This window comes from Rhodoferax sp., assembly GCF_025354435.1.
Classification (GTDB): domain Bacteria; phylum Pseudomonadota; class Gammaproteobacteria; order Burkholderiales; family Burkholderiaceae_C; genus Rhodoferax_B.
Map to the genome: position 1 here is coordinate 1 of NZ_JANXMU010000062.1, position 22,841 is coordinate 22,841.

The window sequence follows — 22,841 nt, forward strand, 5'->3', positions numbered from 1 at the left end:
TTGCGGTGCTGGGCGAATCCCGCTTCTTGGTCGGCGGCCAGGGCCAGGGTGTGTTGCTTCATCTTTGTCGCCTTGTGAGGGATGACAATACCAATGCAAGTCACGCGCCAGGTCGGGACTTATTCAGCGTTGCCTTAAACCTTTTATGAACATGAACACCCAAAACCCCATCACCGAAGACGACATCGCCAACTTCCTGAGCAATACGCCCGAGTTCTTCGAGCGCCATTCGCAAGTGCTGGCTTCGGTGCAGCTCACCAGCCCACACGGCAACCGGGCCGTCAGCCTGCAGGAGCGCCAGGCCGAGATGCTGCGCGAGAAGATCAAGGGCCTGGAGCACCGCATCATGGACATGGTGCGCAACGGCAACGAGAACGTGATCATTGCCGACAAGCTGCAGCGCTGGGCCCGCAGCCTGCTGCTGACCCGCGCGCCCGGCGACCTGCCCGAGCGCATCGCCCACGAGATCGAGGTGCAGTTTGCGGTGCCGCAGGTGGCCATCAAGGTCTGGGGCGTGTCGGACGAATACGCCCACGCTGCCTGGGCCCAGGGCGTGAGCGAAGACGCGAAGATATTCGCCTCGTCGCTCACCGCACCGTTTTGCGGTGTGAATTCCGGCTTCGAAGCCGTCAGTTGGCTGGCGAACCCGGCCGCCGCCATGTCGATCGCCCTGATGCCGCTGCGCATCGGCGTGCTCAACAGCCCCAGCCCGGCTTTCGGCATGCTGGTACTGGCTTCGCCCGACGGCCAGCGCTTCGAGTCGGCCATGGGCACGGACTTTTTGGAGCGCATCGCCGAGTTGGCTGGTGCAGCGCTCTCGCGTCTGCGGGTTTAGATGGCCCCTGCCGCGCTGGTCGCCCAGTACCTCGACTACGTGCGCTTTGAAAAGCGCCTGGCCGAGCGTACGCTGACGCTCTACGCGCTGGATCTGGTCAAACTGAGTGGGCATGCCGAGTCCGCCGGGGTGGCGCTGACCGATGTGGCCCACCACCACATCCGCCGCTGGGTGGTGCAGATGCACAGCCAGGGCCGCAGCGGGCGCGGCATTGCGCTGATCTTGTCGGGCTGGCGCGGTTTCTACGTCTGGCTGGGCCGCCAGGGCCTGGTGTCCAGCAACCCGGTGCAGGACGTGCGTGCCCCCAAAGCTGCCAAACCCCTGCCCAAAGCCTTGGGGCTGGACGAGGCTGTGGGTTTTGCCGACTTTGAAAACGAAGCCGACGACCCGTGGCTGGAAGCCCGTGACGCGGCCATGGTCGAGCTGTTGTACGGCGGCGGCCTGCGGGTGGGCGAACTGACCGGGCTGGACGCGGCACCCAGCGCCTCGGCCAAAGGCTGGGTCGATCTGGCCGCGGGCGAGGCCCATGTGCTGGGCAAGGGCAGCAAGCGGCGGATTGTGCCCATCGGCAAAACTGCCGTGGCGGCGCTTGAAAAATGGCTGGAAATACGCGCCGAAGGGCAGGGCACAGAGGTATCGGCGGCGATGTTCCTGGGCCGTTACGGCACCCGCCTGACTGCCGCTTCGGTGTGGCAGCGCCTGCGCCGCCGCAGCCGCCTGGCAGGCACCGCCACCCCGGTGCACCCGCACATGCTGCGCCACTCGTTTGCCAGCCACGTGTTGCAAAGCAGTGGCGACCTGCGGGCGGTGCAAGAGCTGCTGGGCCACGCCAACATCAGCACCACCCAGGTCTACACCCGGCTGGACTTTCAGCATCTGGCGGCCACCTACGACAAGGCCCATCCGAGAGCTAAGGCGACAGCGGCGGACAAAAAATAGCCTGCGGGCGGCGGTTCGGGGGCGTAAAAAGCCCCATAAAGCCCCACAATCCGCCCCATGAAAACCATCCGTCTCCGTGAAGGCAAAGAGCGCTCGCTGCAGCGCCGCCACCCCTGGATCTTTGAATCTGCCATCGCCCGGGGCGGTGCCGATGCGGGCGAAACCGTGCGTGTCGAATCCAGCGAAGGCAAGTTCTTGGCCTGGGCGGCATTCAGCCCCACCTCCAAAATACGCGCCCGCGCCTGGAGCTTTGACGAGGCCCAGCGCATTGATGCTGCGTTTTTTGTAGCTGCTGTTGCAAGCGCTATCAGCGCTAGAACCCGATTTGACGTAAAAAGCGACGGCATGCGCCTCATCCATGGCGAATCCGACGGTTTGCCGGGCCTGATCGTTGACCGCTACGGTGACACGTTGGTGGCGCAGTTTCTGTTTGCCGGGGTGGAGCGCTGGAAAGACGTGCTCATCGACGCCATCCTGGCCGCCACCGGCCTGACCCAGCTATACGAGCGCTCGGATGCCAGCACCCGCGCCCTGGAGGGCCTGGAGCCCACCACTGGCTGGCTGCGCGGCGACGGCCCGACCGACTTGACCATCCAAGAGCACGACTGGCGGCTCACGCTGGACATTGCCGAAGGCCACAAAACCGGCTTCTACCTGGACCAGCGCGACAGCCGCCAGAAGATGGCCAGCTACGCCCAGCGCCTGCAGTTCCAGCGGGTGCTGAACTGCTTTAGCTACACCGGCGGGTTTACCGTGGCCGCACTGGCAGGCATGCGTGCTGGGGGCCGCATGGGCCACGTCACCTCCATCGACTCGTCCGGCCCGGCTTTGACCCGGGCGGCGGCCAATGTGGCGCTGAACGGCTTTGCGCCCGAGTGCGTGACCTTTATGGATGCCGACGTGAACGCCTCGCTGCGCCAGTTTGCCGTGCAGGGCCAGACCTTTGACTGCATCGTGCTGGATCCGCCCAAGTTTGCCCCTACCGCCGCCCACGCCGACCGTGCGGCCCGGGCTTATAAAGACATCAATCGCCTGGCCTTCAAGATACTGGAGCCGGGCGGTGTGCTGTTTACCTATTCGTGCTCAGGCGGCATCAACGCCGACCTGTTCCACAAGATTGTGGCCTCGGCCGGTATCGACGCGGGGGTGGACGGCTATATCAGCGAGCGCCTGGGCGGCGCGCCTGACCACCCGATGACGGTCAATTTCCCCGAGGGCGAATACCTCAAAGGGCTAGTGATTTTGCGTAAATGAGCCTATGCGGATACAGATTGAATTGGCCGCTACACTCCCCACCTGTTAATTTCCACGAAATCGGGTGGGCCGCACGGCTCCCGGTGAAAAGTTAGCAATGAAAGAACCTATGGCACTCATCCCCGCCACCATCCTGACCGGCTTTCTCGGCTCCGGCAAAACCACGCTGCTCAAGCGCGTGCTGACGGAGGCCCACGGCCAGAAGATCGCCGTCATCGAGAATGAATTTGGCGAAGAAAACATCGACAACGAGATTCTGGTGTCCGAGCCGGGCGAGCAAATCATCCAGCTCAACAACGGCTGCATCTGCTGCTCGATCCGTGAAGATCTGCGCGCCACCCTGAGCCTGCTGGCCGCCAAAAAGCGCAAAGGCCTGCTCGACTTTGACCGCGTGGTGATTGAAACCACCGGTCTGGCCGACCCAGGACCCGTGGCGCAGACCTTCTTCATGGACGACGAGATCGCCGAAAGCTACCTGCTGGACTCGATTTTGACCCTGGTGGATGCCAAGCACGCCGCCACCCAGCTCAATGACCGCCAGGAGGCCCGCCGCCAAGTGGGTTTTGCCGACCAGATATTCATCAGCAAAACCGATCTGGTCGAGCCGACCGAAGTCGATGCACTCATGCACCGCCTCAAGCACATGAACCCGCGTGCGCCGCAAAAAGCCGTGCATTTCGGCGAAGTGGCCCTGAGTGAAGTGTTTGACTTGCGCGGCTTCAACCTGAACGCCAAGCTTGACATCGACCCCGACTTCCTCAAGGAAGACGACCATGCAGGCCACGACCATGCCGAGGGCGAGCATTGCGACCACCCCTCGCACAGCCACGACCACGAAGGCGGGCACCATCACCACCATGACGACGATGTGAAGAGCTTTGTCTTCAAGTCCGACCGGCCTTTTGACCCGGCCAAGCTGGAAGACTTCCTGAGCGCCATCGTCAATATTTACGGCCCGCGCATGTTGCGCTACAAAGGTGTCTTGAATATGCAGGGCACCGAGCGTAAAGTCATTTTCCAGGGAGTGCACCAGTTAATGGGCAGCGACCTGGGCCCAGAATGGGCTGCAGATGAAAAACGCGGCAGCAAAATGGTGTTTATCGGTATCGATTTGCCCAAAGACATCTTTTTGCAAGGCATGGAACAGTGTTTGGTGTGACGCCCAGAACAGAAATAGTGACGATTGCGGGACGCTAAAGCCCCGCGCCAACCATGAGTACTACCAAAGTGACCACAGCGCCCAAGCCCACCCCCGCCCCCGTGGCGGCTGCCACCGAAGCCACCCCGGCGGTGCAGACCAGCCCCCGCTACACGTCGATTCCGGCCAAGAGCGTGCGTCCTTCGTCGCGTTTGGCGCAGTTGACCGTGCCGTCCATGGCTCCGGCTGTCGCATCCACTGCGGCCAAGTCCAGCTACATGCAGAACGCGCCCGAGCCGATGATTGCGCCGCCACCCCACGTGGCCGCCAAAAAAGACCCTAAGCTGGCGAACAACTGGAAGACCACCCCGGCCGACAAGCTGACCGATGCCGAAGTCATCGCCATGCCCGACTCCGAGTACATGAATGAAAAGCAGACCGCCTTCTTCCGCCTCAAACTCACGGTGCTCAAGCAGGACATGCTGAACAACGCCGGTGAAACCACCGAGCACTTGCGCGAAGATACGGTCGTTGTGCCCGACCCGGCCGACCGCGCCACCATCGAAGAAGAGCACGCGCTGGAACTGCGCACCCGCGACCGTGAACGCAAGCTGCTCAAGAAGATCGAGCAATCCATCAACCGCATCGACGCGGGCGACTATGGCTACTGCGACGAAACCGGCGAACCCATTGGCGTAGGCCGTTTGCTGGCCCGCCCCACAGCAACGCTGTCGCTGGAAGCCCAGCAGCGTCGCGAGCTGAAACAAAAAATGTTTGGCGACTGATTGACCCGTATCTAACCCTGCTTGCGCCGCTGCCACCATGCCACCTAACGAACCCTCGGGTCTGCTGTCCAAGGTTGTCAAGTTCGTCCGCAATCCGACGACGAACTGGTCTGACCTGGACCAGCCCGAGCTCGATAAGGAGAGCCAGTACAGCAAGCAGATGCTCAAGGAGATGATTGAGCGTAAAAAGCGCAACGATTTTGTACGCCGCCGCGAGTTTGACCAGTTGCGCAAGCTGCGCCAGCGCGAGGCACAGCCTTCTTCCGACGCGGTAGAGCGGCCCTCGTTCTTCCAAAGCAGCATGCAGTCCAAGCTGGACGACCGCGCTGGGACGATCAAAAAAATCGACGACATCGAAGCGCAAATGTCCCGCCAGTGGTGGAAAGCCAAAGACACCGGTGCCAGCCAGCCGGTGCGGCTGTCGGGCCAGGCCGGTTTGCAGTCCGCCGAGGCCCATCCGCTGGGCAATACCCGCGCCTATGCTCCTACCGAGGTTGCCGCCCTGCCCACCCGGGCTGCGGCCCACCATGCCAATGCGTTTGCGCCCACCGATGTATCGCCGCTGCGCGACGAGCGGCACTGGAACGTACCCACGCCGAGTGCCGAGCCCATTGTGGATATGCTGGCCGCGCTGGACCACAACCTGAACCTGGATTTTGACTTTGGTGTGCCTGCGCCTGCCCCGAAGATGGCGCAGCCCGCGGCCCTGGATCTGGATTTGCCCGATCTGGATGCCGGTGTTTACGAGCACAACCCCGACCTGGAAGAAGCCGCCATCCGATTTGCCAATGGCGATGTGGAGGGTGCCGAGGCGGCCCTACATACCCTGCTTCGGCAGAACCCGGCGCCATCTGCGCACTCCGAGGTCTGGACTGCGCTGTTTGATTTGTACCGTGCGACCAACCAACAGGATCGGTTTGACACCGAGGCCATCGACTTCGCGGGCCGTTTTGGGCGCACTGCGCCAGCCTGGTTTTCGATTCCCGACCAAGCCGGGCTGCCGCCGGCAAGCTTTGCGCTGCCCGACTCGGCTGTGGGGCAGGGGAGCAGCTTTACTTGGGCCTGCCCCGCCGTTCTGAGCGCCGCGTCCGTTGCCAGCCTGCAAGCCGCTTTGCACATGCGGACACCCGTATCGGTGCAGATCGGTTGGGCCAGCCTGGGCCTGGTGGACAGTGCCGCCGTGCAAGGCCTGGGCGATATTTTTGAGGCCTGGGCAGACCAGGCGGTGCAACTGATTTTTGCCGATGTGGAGCATTTGCAGGACGTGCTCAAAAGCCATACCGTGTCGGGCGATGCCACTGCGCACCCGCAGTGGTGGCGTGTGCGGCTGGCGTTGCTGCGTATCTTGCAAAGCCAGGATGCCTTTGACATGGTGGCGCTGGAATACTGCATCACCTACGAGGTGTCGCCACCGGCATGGCAGGCGGCGCACTGCAGCTACGCTGTGCTGGATGCGCAGGGCAACGGGGTGGCGCGGGATGCGCTGGGCGTGTCGACGTTTGGGTCCTCCGATTTCAAAGACTCCGATACTGGCGTGCATACCTTGCCGCCGGGTTTATCCACCGCGCCAGTGTCTCGGGGTGCCTTATCGGGCCTGGTGCTGGGCGACGCCTCGCAAGCTCTGGCAGTGGTGGATGCCCAGGCGGGCGGCAGTGCGCTGCTGGTGGTGGCCTGTGACACCTTGGTGCGCATCGACTTTTCGGCGGCAGGTTCGGTGTTGAACTGGGCTGCAGACCAGCATGCGGCGGGTCGTCAGGTGCAATTTAACGGCCTGCACCGCCTGGCGGCCATCTTTTTCAACGTGATCGGCATCAACGAAAACGCTACCGTCATTCCACGTCGGAACTGACCTGCTGCCGTGGCGGCGTGCGTGGTGCGCTTGCATTTATGGCCCCCACCCTTACCTAGACCCCATGGAACAATTTCACGGCACCACCATCATCAGCGTGCGCCGCCAGACCCCCAACGGCGTGCAAGTCGCCATTGGCGGCGACGGCCAGGTCACGCTGGGCAACATCATCATCAAAGGCACGGCCCGTAAGGTCCGCAAGCTGCACCATGACCGCGTTTTGGCTGGTTTTGCGGGTGCAACGGCCGATGCTTTCACCTTGTTCGAGCGCTTTGAGGGCAAGCTGGAAAAGCACCAGGGTCACCTTGTGCGCGCCGCCATTGAGCTCACCAAAGACTGGCGCACCGACCGCGTGCTGCGCCGCCTGGAGGCCATGCTGGCCGTGGCCGACAGCACCGCGTCCTTGATCATTACCGGCAACGGCGATGTGCTGGAGCCCGAGCACGGCATTGTGGCCATCGGGTCGGGCGGTGCCTACGCCCATTCGGCGGCCAAGGCGCTGCTGGACAACACCGATTTGTCGGCTGCGCAGATCGTAAAAAAGTCGTTGGAGATCGCGGGCGAGCTGTGCATCTACACCAACATGAACCACATCATTGAAACCCTGGACTGAACCATGTCCTCCATGACCCCCCAAGAAATTGTTGTCGAGCTGGACAAGCACATCGTCGGCCAGCACCAGGCCAAGCGGGCCGTGGCCATCGCCCTGCGCAACCGCTGGCGCAGGCAGCAGGTTGCAGAGCCACTGCGCTATGAGATCACGCCCAAGAATATTTTGATGATTGGCCCTACCGGCGTGGGCAAGACCGAAATAGCCCGCCGCTTGGCGAGGCTGGCCGATGCGCCCTTCATCAAGGTCGAGGCCACCAAGTTCACCGAAGTGGGCTACGTGGGCAAAGACGTGGATGCCATCATCCGCGACCTGGCCGACATCGCTGTGAAGCAAACCCGCGAAGCCGAGATGCGCAAAGTGCGCGCCCGGGCCGAGGACGCTGCCGAAGACCGTATTCTGGACATCCTGATTCCCACCGCGCGCAGCCTGGAAGGGCAGGGCCACACCTCCGATACGCCGGACAGCGCGGCCCGCCAGAGCTTTCGTAAAAAGCTGCGCGAACACCAGTTGGACGACAAGGAAATCGAACTCGACCTGGCTGATGTCAAGGCGCAGATGGAAATCATGGGACCGCCCGGCATGGAGGAGATGACCGAGCAATTGCGCGGTATGTTCAGCCAAATCGGCCAGACCAAACGCAAAACCCGCAAACTGCCGATTGGCGAAGCCCTGAAGCTGCTGGTCGAAGAAGAGGCCGCCAAGCTGGTCAACGAGGAAGAAATCAAGACCCAGGCCATCTTCAATGCCGAGCAAAACGGCATCGTCTTCATCGACGAAATCGACAAGGTCACCTCGCGCAGCGAAGGTGGCGGGGCTGAAGTGTCGCGCCAGGGCGTGCAGCGCGATCTACTGCCGCTGGTGGAGGGCACCACGGTGTCCACCAAGTATGGCACGATCAGGACCGACCACATTCTGTTCATCGCCTCGGGTGCGTTCCATTTGAGCAAGCCCAGCGACCTGATCCCCGAGTTGCAAGGCCGGTTTCCGATCCGGGTGGAGCTGCAATCCCTGTCGGTACAAGACTTTGAGGCGATTCTGGTGCAAACCCATGCCTCGCTGGTCAAACAGTACCAAGCGCTGCTGGCCACCGAAAACGTGACGCTGGAATTCCTTCCCGAAGGCATCACCCGGCTGGCGCATATCGCGTTTGACGTGAACGAGCGTACCGAAAACATCGGTGCCCGGCGTTTGTCGACCGTGATGGAGCGGCTGCTGGACGACATCAGTTTCGATGCAGCCCGACTGGCCGGGCAAACAGTGGTCGTTGATGCTGCCTACGTGGATGCCCGCCTCAAGGAACTGAGCAAAAACGAAGACCTGTCACGGTATATCTTGTAATAGCTCCAGGCTGCGTGTTCTGGCCGTACGCAAATGGTCATCTTTGTTACACCTGATGCGTCGGTTTCATTCTGCACATTCACAAACCTCTCTAAGTGCTTAATTTTTAACGTTTTTTGCGCAAATTAACATGCAACACTGAGGCTAAGTCATTGATTTGATTGAAAAAATACTGCGCTGCCGGTGGGCGCAGTCTTTTTTTCCTGATACAGTGCAAAAAAGTGCAATTAAGTGGTGAAAAGTGCCTTCGCATCGCCCATTTAGTTGTCACTCAATAGCAAGGGTGGGCAGTTGTTGTGTTTCAAGGGGCTTCGTCTCTCAGTCTGGATGCGAAGGGTCGGCTCTCGGTGCCGACCCGGCACCGTGACGTGCTGAGCGCGACAGCTGGCGGCCAACTGACCATCACCAAACATCCCCATGGCTGCCTGATGCTGTTTCCGCGCCCCGAGTGGGAGAAATTTCGCGAGCGGATTGCCGAGCTGCCCATGTCTGCCCAGTGGTGGAAACGCATCTTTTTGGGTAACGCCATGGATGTGGAGCTGGACGGCACGGGCCGCGTATTGGTGTCGCCCGAGCTGCGCGAAGGCGCGGGTATCCAGCGCGAAACCGTGTTGCTGGGCATGGGGCGGCATTTTGAGTTGTGGGACAAAGCCACCTACGACGCACAAGAGGCCAAAGCCATGCAGGGTGACATGCCCGAAGTGTTCAAGGATTTTTCTTTCTAAGGCCCTACGGTGGATACGTTGTGGAAACATACCACCGTCTTGTTGGACGAAGCAGTTGATGCTCTTCTCGACAAGCCGGACTCTTTAACCCACAGCGCCGATGGCGCTGTGGCTACTTACGTCGATGCAACTTTCGGGCGCGGCGGGCATTCGCGCCTGCTGCTGTCCAAGCTGGCCCCCCAGGACCGCCTGATCGCCTTCGACCACGACCCGGAAGCGATTGCCGAGGCTGCCACCATTGCCGACCCGCGGTTTTCCATCCGCCACCAGGGCTTCCGCCACCTGGATACCTTGCCCGACGCCAGTGTGACCGGGGTGTTGATGGACTTGGGTATCAGCTCGCCGCAAATCGACAACCCGGTGCGCGGCTTCAGTTTTCGGTTCGATGGCCCACTCGATATGCGCATGGACCCCACGCGCGGCGAGAGTGTGGCCGAGTGGCTGGCAACAGCCGAGGTTCAACAGATCGCAGAGGTGGTACGTGACTACGGTGAAGAACGGTTTGCTGGGCCCATTGCAAAGGCGATTGTTGCTCGCCGACAAGAATGCGGCCCTCTATCAACCACCACTGAACTGGCCGAACTCGTGGCTAGCACGGTCAAAACCCGCGAGGCGGGCCAAAACCCTGCAACGCGGACATTTCAGGCTTTTCGGATTTTCATCAATGCCGAACTGGAGGAGCTGCAACACGCGCTAAATGCCAGTCTGCGGGTGCTGCAGCCGGGTGGCCGTCTGGTGGTGATTAGCTTTCATTCGCTCGAAGACCGCATCGTCAAGCAATTCATTGCCAAACATGCGCGTGAAGTGGTGGACCGCCGGGCACCAAGCTGGATGCTGGGCGGTACCACCCTGATGAAGCTGGAGGCCTTGGGTCGGGTCAAACCCAGCGCGGCCGAGGTGGCGGGCAACAAGCGCTCGCGCAGCGCGGTGATGCGTGTGGCACGCAGGACGGCAGCGCCATGACCCGGCTCAATCTGGTGCTGATGCTGGCCGTGGTCGCCAGTGCGCTGTATCTGGTGCGGGTGCAGTACGACTCGCGCAGCCTGTTTGTCGAGGTGGACCGGGCCATCGCCCTGTCGCACAAGCTGGAAATTGAAAACGAGCGCTTGCAAGTCGAAAAGCGGGCCCAGGCCACGCCTTTGCGCGTGGAGAAGCTGGCCAAAGAACAACTGCAAATGCGCACCAGCACTCCGGCCATCACCCAGTACGTGACGGTGGCTGCAGCCCCTGCCAACTCTGCCAGCACAGCCGCAGGGAAGGCACCATGAGCCGCAGCGTCCGTTATACCTCCAGCCCCTTGCTGGCCAGCAGAACGCCTGTCTGGCGCAGCAAGCTGGTGGTCGCCGCCATTGCCATCGGCTTTGTGGGGTTGACCGCCCGTGCCGCCTATATCCAGGTGATTGGCAATGCGTTCTTTCAGCGCCAGGGCGAAGTGCGCTTTGCCCGCACGCTGGAGTTGCCAGCCAACCGCGGCCGCATTCTGGACCGCAATGGCCTGATTCTGGCTTCTAGTGTGATTGCGCCCAGCGTCTGGGCCATTCCCGAGGACGTGGACAACGACCCCGAAAAAATCAAGAAACTCGCCAAGCTGCTGGAGATGCCGCTGGCCGACCTGAAGAAAAAGCTGGACGAAGACAAGAGCTTTGTGTGGATCAAGCGCCAGGTAGACGAGCCCATCACCCAAGAGGTGGCGGCGCTCGGCATCAAAGGCATCTACTTGCGCAAGGAATACAAGCGCCAATACCCCGAAGGCGAGGCGATTGCCCACGTGGTGGGCTTCACCGACGTGGAAGACAACGGCCAGGAAGGCATTGAGCTGGCGTTCAACAAGGATCTGGGTGGCAAGCCTGGCTCGCGCCGCGTCATCAAAGACCGCATGGGCCGGGTGGTGGAAGACATCGGCGACCAGGTGCCGCCGGTGGATGGCCGCGAAATCCAGCTCAGCATCGACAGCAAGGTGCAGTTTTTTGCTTACCAAAAGTTGCGCGACGCGGTGCTGGCCAACAAAGCCAAGGCCGGGAGCGTGGTGGTGCTCGATGCCATCACCGGTGAAGTGTTGGCGCTGGCCAACTACCCCAGCTATGTGCCTGATAAACGCAAGAATTTGACCGGCGAGCAACTGCGCAACCGCGCGCTGACCGACACCTTCGAGCCGGGCTCCACCATGAAGCCCATCACCGTGGGTATGGCGCTGGAGGCGGGCCGCATCACGCCGCAAACGATCATCGACACCTCGCCGGGGCGCTACACCGTTACCGGCTCCACCATTACCGACACCCACAACTATGGTGCGCTGACGGTGGAGGGCGTGATCCAGAAATCGAGCAACGTGGGCGCCACCAAAATCGCCCAGCGCATGACTCCGCACGAAATGTGGGACACCTACACGGCCGTTGGCTTCGGCCAGAAGCCACAGATCAGCTTCCCTGGCGCGGTGTCGGGCCGTCTGCGGCCCTGGAAGACCTGGCGGCCCATCGAGCAGGCCACCATGTCTTACGGCTACGGCCTGTCGGCTTCGCTGTTCCAGATGGCCCACTCGTACACCGTGTTTGCCCACGACGGCGAAATCATCCCGGCCACCATGCTCAAGACGGATGAACCGGCGGTGGGCGTACGGGTGTTCTCGGCCCAAAACGCCGCCGCCATCCGCAAAATGCTGCAAATGGCCGCAGGCCCTGGCGGCACCGGCCCGCTGGCGCAGACCGTGGGTTACTCGGTGGGCGGCAAGTCCGGCACGGCGCACAAGCAGGTCGGTAAAGGCTACGCCAGCAACAAATACCGCGCCTGGTTTACGGGCATGGCACCGATCAACAAGCCGCGCATCATCGTCGCTGTGATGGTGGACGAGCCCAGTGCGGGCTTGTATTACGGCGGCATTGTGGCCGCTCCGGTGTTCAGTGAGGTGGTGCAGCAAACCCTGCGCATGATGGGCGTACAGCCCGACCTGGACGTGAAGGCCCAGGTGGTTTCCAAATCTGTGGACGAGTCGTTCTGATGTTGCAACTCCATACCCCTGTTGAGGCCGTGGCCTGGTTGCGCAGCCGGGTCAGCGGCAGCCTGCAGGTGGACAGCCGCGCCATCCAACCCGGTGACGGTTTCATCGCCTGGCCGGGTGCCGCTGTCGATGGTCGCCAGTTTGTGCAGGCCGCTCTGGCCCAAGGTGCTGCCGCTTGCCTGGTTGAGCAAGAAGGTAGCGAGGCCTTTGGCTTCACCAGCGATGCGGTCGCCAGCTACACCGGCCTCAAGGCCAGCACCGGACCGATTGCTGCTGCTTATTGCCAGCAGCCCAGCGACAGCTTGGACGTGCTGGCCATCACCGGCACCAATGGCAAAACCTCCACTGCATGGTGGTTGGCGCAGGCGCTATCAAAAACAGAGCTATACGCGCAGACTCCCTGTGCGGTAGTGGGCACTTTGGGCATTGGAATTCCACCCGACGTGCTGGCCACCGGCCTGACCACGCCCGACCCGGTGCGCCTGCAGCAGGCGTTCCGCGGCTTTGTCGATCTGGGCCTGGGCGCGTGTGCGATTGAAGCCTCCAGCATCGGCGTGGTCGAACGCCGCCTGGATGGCACCCGCATCCGTGTCGCGGTATTTACCAATTTCACGCAGGACCACCTGGACTACCACGGCAGCACCGAAGCCTACTGGCAGGCCAAGGCCGAGCTGTTCTGCTGGCCGGGTCTGCAGGCAGCCGTGGTGAATGTGGACGACCCGCAAGGTGCCGAATTGGCCGCATCCTTGACCGGCCTGGATGTGTGGACGCTGTCCTGCAGCCACAGCGCACGCCTGCAGGCAGACAACATCCGCTACGAAGCTGGCGGCCTGTGCTTCGAGGTGGTGGAGGGCGCTGCGCGCCACAGCCTGCGCACCGCCGTCATCGGCCAGTACAACGTGGCGAACCTGCTGGGCGTGATCGGTGCCATGCGTGCCGTGGGCGTACCGCTGGCTGAAGCCGTACAGGCCTGCCACGGCCTGTTGCCGGTGCCGGGCCGCATGGACTGCATCAACCTACCCGGCCAGCCCCTGGTGGCCATCGACTACGCCCACACTCCCGACGCGCTGGACAAGGCCTTGCTGGCCTTGCAGCCGTTGGCGCAGGCGCGCGGTGGCAAGCTGTGGTGCGTGTTTGGCTGCGGTGGCGACCGCGATGCCTCGAAGCGCCCGCTGATGGCCGCCGTGGCCGAGAAGAATGCCGACCTGGTGTTGGTCACCAGCGACAACCCGCGCAGCGAAAAGCCCGAGCACATCATCAGCCAGATCCTGCTGGGCCTGAGCCACAACGCCGGCGTGCATGTGCAGGCCGACCGCGCCCTGGCCATCACCGAAGCCATTGCCCAGGCAGCACCCGCCGATGTGCTGCTGTTGGCGGGCAAGGGCCATGAGACGACGCAAGAGGTGGCGGGCGTGAAGCATGCCTTCTCGGACAAAGTCCATGCCGAAGCTGCCCTGGCGCGCCGCCCTGCCGAAGGAGCCGCCGCATGATGACCCTGCAACAAGCCCTGGCCCTGCTGCCCGGCGCACGGTTGGTCGGTGACGGCACGGTTGCCATCACCCGCGTGCACAGCGACACCCGCAGCCTGCAACCCGGCGACCTGTTTATTGCGCTCAAAGGCGACACTTTTGATGCCAACACCCTGCTGGCCCAGGCGCAAGCCAGCGGTGCCGTGGCAGCCCTGTGCCACCCCGGCTACGCGCTGCCCGGACTGCTCTGCATCGAGGTGGCAGACACGCTGGCCGCACTCGGCACCCTGGCCACCGGCTGGCGTGCCCAGTTCCACCTGCCGATGATCACCGTGACCGGCAGCAACGGCAAAACCACCGTCACGCAAATGGTGGCAGCGATCCTGCGCGCCGCCCAGCCCGAGGCCTTTTTGGCCACCCAGGGCAATTACAACAACGCCATCGGCGTGCCGTTGACGCTGTTGCGCCTGCGCGCCCACCACCGGCTGGCCGTGGTCGAGCTGGGCATGAACCACCCTGGTGAAATCGCGCTGCTGGCCGCCATGGCCCGGCCCACCGTGGCCCTGGTTAACAACGCCCAGCGCGAGCACCTGGAATTCATGCAGACCGTGGAGGCCGTGGCCCAAGAAAACGGCAGCGTGCTGGCGGCACTGCCCACCGACGGCGTGGCCGTGTTCCCCGCCGACGACAGCTTTTCCGCCCTGTGGCAAAGCATGGCCTGGCCGCGCAGCTGCGTGCAGTTCGCCGTGGGTGCTGCGGATGTGTGCGCCGATGTGCCGGTGTGGGCCGGGGGGGCCTGGCAAGTCCATGCCCGCACCCCCGCCGGGTCGCTGGACTACGCCCTGCACATTGCAGGCCTGCACAACGTGAAAAACTCGCTGGCGGCTGCCGCCTGTGCCTTGGCCGCGGGCGTGCCGCTGGTTGCCGTGGCCCAGGGCCTGGCGGCCTTCGAGCCGGTCAAAGGCCGTTCCAAGGCGCTGGCGGTGCAGATCGGTAGCCGCAGCCTGACCGTGGTGGACGATAGCTACAACGCCAACCCCGATTCGGTGCAGGCCGCCATCGCCGTACTCGCCGCCTTGCCCGGCCCGCGCCTGCTGGTGCTGGGTGACATGGGCGAGGTGGGCGACCAGGGTCCGCAGTTCCATGCCGAAGCCGGTGCCCAGGCGCAGCGCTGCGGCATCGAGCAGGTTTTGACTTTGGGCCCGTTGACGGCCCACCTGGCCCCGTTTGGCGGCCAGCACTTCGACAGCATGGACGCCCTCTTGACCGCCGTGCAGGCCCAGTTGCCTTTGGCCGCCAGCGTGCTGGTCAAGGGCTCGCGCTTCATGCAGATGGAGCGGGTCGTGGCTTTTATCCAATTACAACAACAGCAACAATATTCCGAGGATTCCCCCCGTGCTGCCTAGTCTTGCCCAGTGGTTGCAAACCCTGTCACCCGAGTTCGGGTTTTTCCGCGTGTTCCAGTACCTCACGTTCCGTGCGGTGATGGCCGCCATGACGGCGTTGCTGATCGGCGTGGCTGCGGGCCCGGCGGTAATCCGCCGCCTGGCGGCACTCAAGATTGGCCAGCCCATCCGCGGCTACGGCATGGAAAGCCATCTGGCCAAGCAGGGCACGCCCACCATGGGCGGTGTGCTGATTTTGCTGTCCATCGCCATCTCGACCTTGCTGTGGGTGGATTTGAGCAACCGGTTCGTGTGGATCGTGCTGCTGGTCACCCTGGGCTTTGGGGCCATTGGCTGGGTGGACGACTGGCGCAAGGTGGTCAACAAAGACCCCGAAGGCATGCGGTCGCGCGAGAAGTACATGTGGCAGTCGCTGATCGGCGTGGTCGCCGCGCTGTACCTGGTGTTCAGCATTTCCGAAAACTCCAATATGCGGGTGCTGGAGCTGTTCTTCAGCTGGGTCCAGTCGGGCTTTGACCTGAGCCTGCCGCCCAAGGCAGGCCTGCAACTGCCATTCTTCAAGGAAGTCAGCTACCCGCTGGGCGTGCTGGGCTTTGTGGTGCTGACCTATCTGGTCATCGTGGGCTCCAGCAACGCCGTGAACCTGACCGACGGCCTGGACGGCCTGGCCATCATGCCGGTGGTGCTGGTCGGCTCGGCGCTGGGCGTGTTTGCCTATGTGACGGGCAGCTCGGTCTACTCCAAATACCTGTTTTTGCCGCATATCCCCGGTGCGGGCGAACTGCTGGTGTTTTGTACCGCCATGGCCGGTGCCGGGCTGGCGTTTTTGTGGTTCAACACCCATCCGGCCCAGGTGTTCATGGGCGACGTGGGCGCGCTGGCGCTGGGCGGTGCGTTGGGCACTGTGGCCGTGATCGTGCGCCAGGAGGTGGTGCTGTCCATCATGGGCGGTATCTTCGTGGTCGAAGCCTTGTCGGTGATGCTGCAGGTCAGCTGGTTCAAGTACACCAAGAAGAAGTACGGTGCAGGTCGGCGCATCCTGAAGATGGCACCGCTGCACCACCACTTTGAGAAAAGCGGCTGGAAGGAAACCCAGGTCGTCGTGCGTTTCTGGATCATCACCATGCTGCTGTGCCTGGTGGGTCTGTCTACCCTCAAGCTGCGTTAACACCATGCGGCACTTGCAAGACCTCCCCGTGTTGATCCTGGGCCTCGGTGCGTCCGGCCTGGCCATGGCGCGCTGGTGCGCCCAGCACGGCGCGCAGGTGACGGTGGCAGACACGCGCGAGGCCCCGCCCCAGCTGGCGACCTTGCAGGCCGAAGTGCCCGCAGTGAGTTTCATTGGCGGCCCCTTCAGCGCGGCCCTGGTGCAGGGTGTGCGCGCCGTGTACCGTTCGCCCGGTCTGTCGCCCGAAATGCTGGCCCCGGTGCTGGCCGAGGCGCAGCGTGCGGGCGTGCCTGTCGGAGGTGAGCTGACCCTGTTTGCCCGGGCGCTGGCCGATATGCGCCAGGCTGCTCCTGTTTCAGAACCGCAGCTTGAGCCGGAGGCAGAGGAAGTCCTGCCGTCGGAGGATGACGAAGCCCCCGTGGCCATCGCCGTACCCGCCGTATCGCTGGGTTACCAGCCTGCCGTGCTGGCCATCACCGGCACCAACGGCAAGACTACCGTGACCTCGCTCACTGGCCAACTGGTGGCCCGTGCCGGTAAAACCGTGGCCGTGGCCGGCAATATCGGTCCCACGCTGCTGGACACGCTGGCGGCCCACATGGCAGCAGGCACCTTGCCTGAAGTCTGGGTGCTGGAGCTGTCCAGTTTCCAGCTCGACGCGGCCCAGGGCTTTGAGCCCACCGCCGCCGCCGTGCTCAACCTCACCCAAGACCACCTGGACTGGCACGGCAGCATGCAAGCCTACGGCGCAGCCAAGGCCCGTGTGTTTGGTCAGCAGGGCCTGATGCTGCTGAACCGCGAGGACCCCGGCGTGATGGCGATGCTGCCCGAGCCGATCCGTGTGCGCCTGCAAAAACCGCAACTGCGCCGCCACACCACCTTTGGCGGTGACATGCCCCAGCGCCCCGGCGACTTCGGCATCGAAGTGGTCAACGGCATGGCCTGGCTGGTGCGCGCCCTGGAGGCGGATGAAACCAAGCGCAGACGCAGCGAAGCCGCAGACGACCTGTACATCCAGCGCCTGATGCCCGCCGACGCGCTGCGCATCCGCGGCCGCCACAACGCCGTCAACGCCTTGGCCGCACTGGCGCTGGCCACGGCAGCAGGCTGCACACTGGCCCCCATGCTTTACGGTCTGCGCGAATACCGGGGCGAGCCGCACCGGGTCGAGTCGGTCGATACCGTGCGTGAAATCGAATACTTTGACGACAGCAAAGGAACCAATGTGGGCGCCACTGTGGCCGCATTGAACGGCCTGGGAGCCGAGCGCCGCATTGTTGCCATTCTGGGCGGCGAGGGCAAAGGCCAGGACTTCACGCCGCTGGCCGCGCCCGTGTCGCGCTACGCCCGCGCAGTGGTGCTGATCGGCCGCGATGCGCCGCAGATCCGTGCGGCGCTGGCAGACGCGGGTGTGGCCTTGGTCGATGCCGACAGCATGGCCCAGGCCGTATTACTCGCCAGCCAGCGCGCGCACCCGGGCGATGCCGTGCTGATGTCGCCCGCCTGTGCCAGTTTTGACATGTTCAACAACTACGAGCACCGCGCCCAGGTGTTCATTGAAGCCGTCATGGCCTTGGCCGATGCCGGGGAGGGCGAGGCATGAGCAGCCTGTCCCTGCGTCTATCCGAGCGGTTTCGCGACTGGTTCAAGGGCCTGCCCAAGGCCGCGGCCGATGCTTTGCCAGTCAAGCTGGGTGCCAGTGGCTTTTCGCGCACACCCAGCCAGCCCACCCGCGTGCATGGCTTTGACCAGTCTTTGCTGTGGGTTACCGTGGCGCTGCTGGCTTGGGGCCTGGTGATGGTGTATTCGGCATCGATTGCCATGCCCGACAACCCCCGCTTCGCCAAGTACGACCACAACTTCTTCCTGATCCGGCACGCGGCGTTTCTGTGCGTGGCCTTTGTGGCGGCGCTGATCGCGTTCCAGGTGCCGATGCGTACCTGGGAGCGCTGGGCACCCTGGCTGTTCATTGTTTCGCTGGTACTGCTGATCGCAGTGCTGATCCCGGGCGTTGGCAAGGTGGTGTACGGCGCACGGCGCTGGCTGCCCCTGGGAGTGATGAACTTCCAGCCGTCCGAGATGGCCAAGTTTTCTGTCGTTATCTACGCGGCCGACTACATGGTGCGCAAGATGGATGTGAAAGAGAATTTCTGGCGCGCCGTCTGGCCCATGGGTGCGGCGGTCGGCATGGTGGGCGTGCTGCTGCTGGCCGAGCCCGACATGGGCGCGTTCATGGTGATCGCCGTGATCGCCATGGGCATTCTGTTTCTGGGCGGCGTGAACGCCCGCATGTTCTTTCTGATCGCCACCGTGCTGGTGGGTGCCTTCAGCATGATGATTGCCTTCAACGACTACCGCCGGGCGCGCATCTTTGCTTACTTGGACCCCTGGAGCGACAGCAATGCACTGGCCAAGGGCTACCAGCTTACCCACTCGCTGATCGCCATCGGCCGGGGTGAAATCTTTGGCGTAGGCCTGGGCGGCAGCATCGAAAAACTCAGCTGGCTGCCCGAGGCGCACACCGACTTCTTGCTGGCCGTGATTGGCGAAGAGTTCGGCCTGGTCGGCGTGGTCACGGTGATCTGCCTGTTCTTCTGGCTGATCCGCCGCATCATGCACATCGGTCGCCAGTCCATCGCACTGGACCGCCTGTTTGCCGGTCTGGTCGCCCAGGGCGTGGGCTTGTGGATGGGCTTTCAAACCTTTATCAACATGGGCGTGAACCTGGGGGCGCTGCCCACCAAGGGGCTGACGCTGCCGCTGATGAGCTTTGGTGGCTCGGCGATTCTGTGGAATCTGGTGGCGTTGGCGGTGGTGTTGCGGGTGGACTACGAAAACAGGCAACTCATGCATGGAGCCCGCGTATGAGCGCGCGCCATCTGGTCGTCATGGCGGCAGGTACCGGCGGGCACGTCATCCCCGGCCTGGCGGTGGCGCGCGAGATGCAGCAGCGCGGCTGGACGGTCAGCTGGCTGGGCACGCTGCACGGCATGGAAAACAAGCTGGTGCCGCCATCGGGCATTGCCATGGACCGTATTGCCTTCAGCGGCCTGCGCGGCAAGGGGATTGTGCACATGCTGACCGGCGGCCTGCGTATGCTGGCGGCCTTCTGGAGCTGCTTGCAGATACTGCGCCAGCGCCACGCCAATGCCGTGTTGGGTATGGGCGGCTATGTGTGCTTTCCCGGTGGCCTCATGGCTGCGCTGCTTGGCAAGCCGCTGATGCTGGTGAACGCCGATGCCGCACTGCTGATGAGCAACAAGGCTTTGCTGCCAGTAGCCGACCGCGTGGCTTTCGGCTTCGAAGGCCCTGCCACCCAAGGCATACGCCGTGCGGTGGTCACGGGTAACCCGGTGCGTGTCGAGATCGAATCCATCGCCCCGCCTGCCGAGCGCTTCGCGGGCCGCCAAGGGCCGCTGAGGCTGCTGGTGGTCGGTGGCAGCCTGGGTGCCAAAGCCATCAACGACTGCCTGCCTCTGGCACTGGCCCGGCTGCCCGCCCACCAGCGGCCCCAGGTGGTGCACCAGACCGGCGTGGCCCAGCAGGCCGCAGTGCAGGCAGCCTATGCCGAGCAGGGCATTGCCGCCCAGGTGTTGCCGTTTATCGACGACATGGCCACCGAGTTGGCGGCCTGCGACCTGATCGTCTGCCGCGCCGGTGCCGTCACCGTGAGCGAGTTGTGCGCTGCCGGCGTGGCGGCTGTGCTGGTGCCCTTGGTGGTGAGCACCACTTCTCACCAGCGCGACAACGCCTGCTGGCTGGCTGACAAGCAGGCCGGCATCCACTTGCCGCAAGCCGAGCTGACACCGCCGCGCCTGGCAGAACTTTTGACCAGCCTGAACCGCGAGCAGCTGCTTGCGATGGCCACCCAGGCCCGCGCACTGGCCAAGCCCCATGCGGCGGCGCGCGTGGCCGATGAATTAGAAAGACTGGTACGCCCATGAAACACGCCGTACGCCATTTGCACTTCGTCGGGATCGGCGGCTCCGGCATGTCGGCCATTGCCGAGGTGCTGCACAAGCTGGGTTATGTGGTCTCAGGCTCGGACCAGAGCGACAGCGCCACGCTGCGCCGACTCGGCGGCCTGGGTATCACCACCTTCATCGGCCACACCCCGGCCAATGTGCTGGGGGCGGATGCGATCGTCACCTCTACCGCCGTCAAGGCCGACAACCCCGAGGTACTGGCCGCGCGCGAAAACAAGGTGCCCATCGTCCCGCGCGCACTGATGCTGGCCGAGCTGATGCGCTTGAAGCAGGGCATTGCCATTGCCGGTACGCACGGCAAAACCACCACCACCAGCCTGGTGGCCAGCGTGTTGGTTGAGGCCGGGCTGGACCCGACCTTTGTGATCGGCGGCCGCCTGAACAGCGCCGGGGCCAATGCCCGCCTGGGTACCGGCGACTACATCGTGGTTGAGGCCGACGAATCCGACGCTTCCTTTCTGCACCTGCTGCCGGTGATGGCGGTCGTGACGAATATCGATGCCGACCATATGGAAACCTACGGCCACGACTTCAACAACCTGAAGAAGGCCTTCGTCGATTTTCTGCACCGCATGCCCTTCTACGGCACGGCGATTTTGTGCACCGACGACCCCGGCGTGCGCGCCATCGTGGACCAGGTGACCAACCCGGTCACCAGCTACGGCTTTGAAGAAGGCGCCCAGGTGCGGGCGGTGGACGTGCGCGCCGTGGGCGGCCAGATGCACTTCACCGTGCAGCGCCGCAATGGAGCCACTTTGCCCGATCTGCCGGTGGTGCTGAACCTACCGGGCCGCCACAACGTGCTGAATGCGCTGTCGGCCATCGCCGTAGCGGTGGAGCTGGACGTGCCCGATGCCGCTGTACAGCGTGCGCTGGCCTCCTTTGAAGGTGTAGGTCGCCGTTTCCAACCCTACGGCGAGCAGCCTGCCAAAGACGGCGGCAACTTCACCCTGGTGGACGATTACGGCCACCACCCGGTCGAGATGGCGGCCACGCTGTCGGCTGCGCGCGGCGCGTTTCCGGGCCGTCGCCTGGTACTGGCCTTCCAGCCGCACCGCTACAGCCGTACCCGCGATTGCTTTGAAGACTTTGTGCGCGTGATTGGCGAGGCCGATGTGGTGCTGCTGAGCGAGATTTACGCAGCCGGCGAGGTGCCCATCGTCGCGGCCGATGGCCGAGCGCTGGCCCGTGCCCTGCGCGTAGCGGGTCGGGTGGAACCCGTCTTCATCGACGACATCGCCGCTATGCCGCAGACGATTTTTGATATCGCCCGCGACGGCGACGTGGTGCTGTGCATGGGCGCTGGCTCCATCGGGGCTGTACCGGGCAAGGTGGTTGATTTGCTATCAAAAAAAGAGCAGACTACGCAGATAGTCTCTACGCTATGACCCTAAATTCTTTAAATCTTGGAAAAGTGGCTGTGCTGATGGGCGGTGCGTCTGCCGAGCGTGAAGTGTCCAAAATGTCGGGCACCGGCGTGCTGGCCGCGTTGCGCAGCCAGGGCGTGGACGCACATGCCTTCGATCCGTCGGAACGCGATCTGGGCGACCTGAAGCGTGAGGGCTTTGCCCGTTGCTTCATCGCCCTGCATGGCCGCTTCGGCGAAGACGGCACGGTACAAGGTGCGTTGGAGCTGCTGGGCATTCCGTACACCGGCTCCGGCGTGATGGCCTCCAGCATCGCCATCGACAAGGTGATGACCAAGCGCATCTGGCGTGCCGAAGGTTTGCCCACACCCGGCTGGTTCGAGGTGGACAGCGCTGCCGCGGCCCGTGCGGCTTTCGCCACGCTGGGCGCGCCCATGATCGTCAAGCCCGCCCGCGAAGGCTCCACCATCGGCCTCACCAAGGTGCTGACGTTGGACCAGATAGATGCGGCCTACGCCCTGGCAGCGCAGCTCGACCCGGCGGTGCTGTGCGAGCAGTTCATCAGCGGCGACGAGGTCACCATTCCGCTGCTCGGTAGCGGTACGCAGACCGAGGCGCTGCCGGTGGTGCGTATCGTCGCGCCCGAAGGCAACTACGACTACCAGAACAAATACTTCACCGACACCACCCAGTACCTGGTGCCCTGCGGCCTGCCCGAGGGTGAAGAGGCCGCTATCCAGGCCTTGGTGCGCAAAGCCTTTTTGACCCTGGGCTGCCGCGGCTGGGCCCGCGCCGACGTGATGATCGACGCGGCCACCCGCAAGCCCTACCTGCTGGAAATCAACACCGCCCCCGGTATGACCAGCCACTCGCTGGTGCCCATGTCGGCCCGTGCCGCTGGCATCAGCTACGAAGCCCTGTGCGTGCGCCTGCTGCAAACCGCGGCGCTGGACTACGGAACACCGACGGCCTGA

20 protein-coding genes are annotated in these 22,841 nt (G+C 63.5%); all 20 read left to right on the forward strand.

Features of this window, described 5'->3' with window-relative positions:
* Positions 1-151: 151 nt before the first annotated feature.
* Positions 152-835, forward strand: a complete 684-nt coding sequence (locus Q0T48_RS16345; RefSeq protein WP_295958222.1) for a DUF484 family protein — start codon at positions 152-154, stop codon at positions 833-835.
* The gene (locus tag Q0T48_RS16350; protein ID WP_295958226.1) at positions 836-1,774 is read left to right on the forward strand and encodes a tyrosine recombinase XerC; all 939 of its coding nucleotides are present in this window, start codon (positions 836-838) and stop codon (positions 1,772-1,774) included.
* A gap of 57 nt (positions 1,775-1,831) precedes the next feature.
* Positions 1,832-3,028, forward strand: coding sequence for a class I SAM-dependent methyltransferase (locus Q0T48_RS16355; RefSeq protein ID WP_295958228.1), 1,197 nt, complete (start codon positions 1,832-1,834; stop codon positions 3,026-3,028).
* A 109-nt stretch (positions 3,029-3,137) separates the two neighbouring features.
* A complete protein-coding gene (locus tag Q0T48_RS16360) occupies positions 3,138-4,187 on the forward strand; it encodes a GTP-binding protein (protein ID WP_295958232.1) in 1,050 nt (349 codons plus the stop codon).
* 53 nt (positions 4,188-4,240) lie between these two features.
* Positions 4,241-4,951 carry an RNA polymerase-binding protein DksA gene (gene dksA, locus Q0T48_RS16365; protein ID WP_295958234.1) on the forward strand — a complete coding sequence of 237 codons (711 nt, stop codon included), beginning with the start codon at positions 4,241-4,243 and terminating at the stop codon, positions 4,949-4,951.
* Positions 4,952-4,988: 37 nt separating this feature from the next.
* Positions 4,989-6,800: an STAS domain-containing protein gene (locus Q0T48_RS16370; protein WP_295958239.1), complete on the forward strand. Its 1,812-nt coding sequence runs from the start codon at positions 4,989-4,991 to the stop codon at positions 6,798-6,800.
* 64 nt (positions 6,801-6,864) lie between these two features.
* On the forward strand, positions 6,865-7,413 hold the full coding sequence (gene hslV / locus Q0T48_RS16375) for an ATP-dependent protease subunit HslV (protein ID WP_295958242.1): 549 nt from the start codon (positions 6,865-6,867) through the stop codon (positions 7,411-7,413).
* A gap of 3 nt (positions 7,414-7,416) precedes the next feature.
* The gene (gene hslU, locus Q0T48_RS16380; protein WP_295958244.1) at positions 7,417-8,751 is read left to right on the forward strand and encodes an ATP-dependent protease ATPase subunit HslU; all 1,335 of its coding nucleotides are present in this window, start codon (positions 7,417-7,419) and stop codon (positions 8,749-8,751) included.
* 296 nt (positions 8,752-9,047) lie between these two features.
* The gene (gene mraZ, locus Q0T48_RS16385) at positions 9,048-9,476 is read left to right on the forward strand and encodes a division/cell wall cluster transcriptional repressor MraZ (RefSeq protein WP_295958247.1); all 429 of its coding nucleotides are present in this window, start codon (positions 9,048-9,050) and stop codon (positions 9,474-9,476) included.
* Positions 9,477-9,485: 9 nt separating this feature from the next.
* Positions 9,486-10,439 (forward strand): 16S rRNA (cytosine(1402)-N(4))-methyltransferase RsmH, encoded by a 954-nt coding sequence (gene rsmH / locus Q0T48_RS16390; protein WP_295958249.1) that lies wholly within the window; start codon positions 9,486-9,488, stop codon positions 10,437-10,439.
* Positions 10,436-10,744, forward strand: coding sequence for a cell division protein FtsL (ftsL, locus tag Q0T48_RS16395; RefSeq protein WP_295958252.1), 309 nt, complete (start codon positions 10,436-10,438; stop codon positions 10,742-10,744). Before rsmH ends, ftsL begins: the two co-directional genes overlap by 4 nt.
* Positions 10,741-12,471 carry a penicillin-binding protein 2 gene (locus Q0T48_RS16400; RefSeq protein ID WP_295958254.1) on the forward strand — a complete coding sequence of 577 codons (1,731 nt, stop codon included), beginning with the start codon at positions 10,741-10,743 and terminating at the stop codon, positions 12,469-12,471. Before ftsL ends, Q0T48_RS16400 begins: the two co-directional genes overlap by 4 nt.
* Positions 12,471-13,961 (forward strand): UDP-N-acetylmuramoyl-L-alanyl-D-glutamate--2,6-diaminopimelate ligase, encoded by a 1,491-nt coding sequence (locus Q0T48_RS16405; protein WP_295958257.1) that lies wholly within the window; start codon positions 12,471-12,473, stop codon positions 13,959-13,961. Before Q0T48_RS16400 ends, Q0T48_RS16405 begins: the two co-directional genes overlap by 1 nt.
* Entirely contained in the window at positions 13,958-15,346 is a 1,389-nt protein-coding gene (murF, locus tag Q0T48_RS16410) for a UDP-N-acetylmuramoyl-tripeptide--D-alanyl-D-alanine ligase (protein WP_295958259.1), read from the forward strand. The genes Q0T48_RS16405 and murF overlap by 4 nt, the downstream gene beginning before the upstream one ends.
* Entirely contained in the window at positions 15,336-16,514 is a 1,179-nt protein-coding gene (gene mraY, locus Q0T48_RS16415; protein WP_295958262.1) for a phospho-N-acetylmuramoyl-pentapeptide-transferase, read from the forward strand. The genes murF and mraY overlap by 11 nt, the downstream gene beginning before the upstream one ends.
* Positions 16,515-16,518: 4 nt before the next feature.
* Positions 16,519-18,117 carry a UDP-N-acetylmuramoyl-L-alanine--D-glutamate ligase gene (gene murD, locus Q0T48_RS16420; protein ID WP_295958265.1) on the forward strand — a complete coding sequence of 533 codons (1,599 nt, stop codon included), beginning with the start codon at positions 16,519-16,521 and terminating at the stop codon, positions 18,115-18,117.
* Positions 18,114-19,382, forward strand: a complete 1,269-nt coding sequence (gene ftsW, locus Q0T48_RS16425) for a putative lipid II flippase FtsW (protein WP_295958268.1) — start codon at positions 18,114-18,116, stop codon at positions 19,380-19,382. Before murD ends, ftsW begins: the two co-directional genes overlap by 4 nt.
* Complete coding sequence (gene murG, locus Q0T48_RS16430) at positions 19,379-20,458, forward strand: undecaprenyldiphospho-muramoylpentapeptide beta-N-acetylglucosaminyltransferase (RefSeq protein ID WP_295958271.1); 1,080 nt, start codon at positions 19,379-19,381, stop codon at positions 20,456-20,458. The genes ftsW and murG overlap by 4 nt, the downstream gene beginning before the upstream one ends.
* A complete protein-coding gene (murC, locus tag Q0T48_RS16435) occupies positions 20,455-21,888 on the forward strand; it encodes a UDP-N-acetylmuramate--L-alanine ligase (protein WP_295958274.1) in 1,434 nt (477 codons plus the stop codon). Before murG ends, murC begins: the two co-directional genes overlap by 4 nt.
* Entirely contained in the window at positions 21,885-22,841 is a 957-nt protein-coding gene (locus tag Q0T48_RS16440; RefSeq protein WP_295958277.1) for a D-alanine--D-alanine ligase, read from the forward strand. The genes murC and Q0T48_RS16440 overlap by 4 nt, the downstream gene beginning before the upstream one ends.